This window comes from Ruegeria sp., from assembly GCF_028066395.1.
In the GTDB taxonomy this organism is placed as follows: Bacteria; Pseudomonadota; Alphaproteobacteria; order Rhodobacterales; family Rhodobacteraceae; genus Ruegeria.
This window is the reverse complement of sequence record NZ_JALCBM010000131.1, coordinates 1-3,374: the sequence shown is the minus strand read 5'-3', so window position 1 is coordinate 3,374 and position 3,374 is coordinate 1. Positions and strand designations below refer to the sequence as shown.

General features: G+C 60.8%; 2 protein-coding genes. Both read right to left on the bottom strand.

Going from position 1 to position 3,374, the window contains the following annotated elements:
* Positions 1–15: 15 nt before the first annotated feature.
* The gene (locus tag MPJ51_RS21625; RefSeq protein ID WP_298391121.1) at positions 16–1,896 is read right to left on the bottom strand and encodes a DEAD/DEAH box helicase; all 1,881 of its coding nucleotides are present in this window, start codon (positions 1,894–1,896) and stop codon (positions 16–18) included.
* A 219-nt stretch (positions 1,897–2,115) separates the two neighbouring features.
* The gene (locus MPJ51_RS21620; protein WP_298391119.1) at positions 2,116–3,228 is read right to left on the bottom strand and encodes an S-(hydroxymethyl)glutathione dehydrogenase/class III alcohol dehydrogenase; all 1,113 of its coding nucleotides are present in this window, start codon (positions 3,226–3,228) and stop codon (positions 2,116–2,118) included.
* Between the last annotated feature and the right edge of the window lie 146 nt (positions 3,229–3,374).

Genomic DNA, 3,374 nt, shown 5'->3' with positions numbered 1-3,374 from the left:
CAAGGGGACGCCGGCTTACTTCGGGCGCCTTGGCACAGCGTTGCCACCCTTTGCCGCAGCAGCGCGTGCGCGGTTTTTCTTGCTGCTGGGCTTCCCCTTGGGCGGCGGAGGCCCTTTCGGGCGGCTCGGTTTTTTGTCCATACCGCTGCTGTCGCGTTTCGGTTTGGCGGCATCTTTGGCCTTCACAGAAGGTTTGGGCTCTGCCTTTTTTCGCACTTTCGCAGGTTGCGGCGCGACAAGGCGGGCCGGTTTGTTCCCGGGTTTTTCCGGACCTCTTTTGCCTCTTGCTCCCCGCTTGGGACCTGCCTTTGCAGAGCTTGAAAAATCGGGGGTCGCGTCCAGTTGCACAATGTCTTTTGTGCCTTCGATCGTCATCTCGGGTCCGATTGCGTCCAGAAAACCCGGAACGCTGGTTGCGCGAATTTCGATATAGGTCTCGTTATCCGCAATGCGGATCGCGCCGACATCGGATTTGGTGATGTTCCCGGCCTTGCAGATCATCGGCAGAAGATACCGCGGGGACGCGTTGTCGTGGCGTCCTTCTGACAGCGAAAACCAGACACTCGGACCAAAGGGCACGTTTGGCTTTGGCGCGGCCTCCTTGACGTCGATTAACTCTTCCGGTGCAGAATGTGTTCGTTTGTACTGACGGACATAAGCCGCGGCGAGTTGCTCCGGTGAGAACCGTGCCACCAGTTCATCAACCGAGGTGCGCTCGGTCTCTGTCACGTCCAACTGCCAGTCATCCGCGCCGAACATCCGCTGCAAATCCTGCGCGTTGACCTCTTCGGAGGAAGGCGCTGCACCCCAATCCGCCGTCAGTTTGGCGAATTTCAACAGACGCTGAGCCTTTTTGAAGGACGCTGGCGCCACGATCAGAGCACTGACCCCTTTGCGCCCGGCACGCCCGGTTCGGCCCGAGCGGTGCAGAAGGGTTTCATGGCTATTGGGCAGTTCGGCATGGATCACCAGATCCAGGTTCGGCAGGTCAATGCCGCGTGCGGCGACGTCGGTCGCCACGCAGACACGGGCGCGCCCGTCGCGCATGGCTTGCAGCGCGTTGGAGCGTTCGCTTTGGGTCAATTCCCCGGACAGCGCCACAACCGAGAAGCCTCGATTCGACAATCGGGCTGTCAGGCGGCTGACCATGGCGCGCGTGTTGCAGAAGACGATGGCGTTCGGGGCCTCGTAATAGCGCAAGACGTTAATGATTGCGTTTTCACCATCACGGGGGGCCACGTTCATCGCGCGGTATTCGATATCGGCGTGTTGGGTCAGTTCGCTGACGGTGCTTACACGTTCGGCGTCCCGTTGATACTGCGCGGCCAGGGCGGCAATGGCCCGGGGGACCGTGGCCGAGAACAACAGCGTCTGGCGGTCCGCAGGCGTTTGTTCGAGGATGAACTCCAGATCCTCGCGGAACCCGAGGTCGAGCATTTCGTCGGCCTCATCCAGAACCACGGCGCGCACAGCTGTCAGATCGATCGAGCCGCGCATGATGTGATCCCGCAATCGTCCCGGTGTCGCGACCACGATATGTGCGCCCCGGGACAGGGCCCGCCGCTCATCGCGCATATCCATGCCGCCCACGCATGAGGTCAGAAAGGCCCCTGCATCGGCATAAAGCCAACCCAGTTCCCGTTTGACCTGCATCGCAAGTTCACGCGTCGGCGCGATGACCAGCGCCAGGGGCGCGCCGCCTTGATCGAAGACCTGCGCGTCGCCCAATATGGTCGGGGCGATGGCCAAGCCGAAGCCGATGGTTTTGCCCGATCCGGTCTGTGCCGAAACCAGCAGATCACGGCCCTGTAAATCAGGCGCTGACACGGCCTCTTGCACGGGGGTCAGCGTGTCATATCCTTTGCGCTTCAGCGCGTCTTGCAGTGTCTGTTTCATGGCTCGGCTCTTTTTGGGTGATGCGGTCACCCTCAGAGCGTCCAACACACGGATCATCGTCGAAGGGCAGTCCATACCGACAGAAGAACCGGATGTATAGGGCGGAAAACGCATACCCGCCAAGCATGCGGATGGACCAGTCAGGTAAAGTGATGAAGAGGTGACTGGAAACGCAAAAGGGCGGGCAAAAGCCCGCCCCGCGCATTCATTTCGAATGTGTCAGTAAACCACCACCGACCGGATGCTTTCGCCCTTATGCATCAGGTCGAAGCCGTGGTTGATGTCGTCCAGACCCATGGTGTGGGTGATCATCGGATCGATCTCGATCTTCCCTTCCATGTACCAGTCGACGATCTTGGGCACGTCGGTGCGGCCCCGCGCGCCACCAAACGCAGTTCCGCGCCACGACCGGCCGGTGACCAGCTGGAACGGGCGGGTCGAGATTTCGGCCCCCGCAGGGGCCACGCCGATGATGATCGATTCACCCCAGCCCTTATGCGCCGATTCCAGCGCGTCGCGCATCACGCCGACATTGCCGGTGGCGTCGAATGTGTAATCGGCACCGCCCTTGGTCAGGTTGACCAGATAGGGGACCAGATCACCTTCGACCTCTTTGGGGTTCACGAAATCGGTCATGCCGAACTTGGTGGCCATCTCGACCTTCGACGGGTTCAGGTCGACGCCGACAATCTGATCGGCCCCGGCCAGACGCAGGCCCTGGATCACGTTCAGGCCGATACCGCCCAGACCAAACACGATGGCACGGCTGCCGATTTCCACCTTGGCGGTGTTGATCACCGCGCCGATGCCGGTGGTCACGCCGCAGCCGATATAGCAGATCTTGTCGAACGGCGCGTCCTCACGCACCTTGGCCAGAGCGATCTCGGGCAGAACCGTGTGGTTCGAGAAGGTCGAGCAGCCCATGTAATGCAGGATCGGATCGCCATCCAGCGTCGAGAACCGAGACGTCCCATCCGGCATCAGACCCTGACCTTGGGTGGTGCGGATCGCCTGACACAGGTTGGTCTTGGGATGCAGACAGTATTCGCATTCGCGACATTCCGGGGTGTAAAGCGGGATCACGTGATCGCCCGGCTTCAGGCTGGTGACGCCCGGGCCGACCTCGACCACGACGCCTGCGCCTTCGTGGCCCAGAATGGCCGGGAACAGACCTTCGGGGTCGGCACCCGAAAGGGTGAATTCATCGGTGTGGCAGATGCCGGTGGCCTTGATCTCGACCAGAACCTCACCCGCTTTGGGGCCTTCCAGGTTCACGTCCATCACTTCCAAAGGTTTGCCTGCCTGAACGGCGACGGCGGCACGGGTACGCATTGTGCTTGTCTCCCAGTCTTGTTTGCCCCGACCCTGCGTCAAATGCAGGGTGTTTTCAACTGCGCTTTCGTGACAGGTTGGGTAAACAATTGATATTCCAGAACCGACATTGCCCAAAAGAAGAACGCCAATGCGCCGATTTATCC

Bases quoted from the DNA above. Each gene is read 5' to 3' on its own strand.
- MPJ51_RS21625 (WP_298391121.1), bottom strand. From the start codon at position 1,896: ATGAAACAGACACTGCAAGACGCGCTGAAGCGCAAAGGATATGACACG.
- MPJ51_RS21620 (WP_298391119.1), bottom strand. From the start codon at position 3,228: ATGCGTACCCGTGCCGCCGTCGCCGTTCAGGCAGGCAAACCTTTGGAA.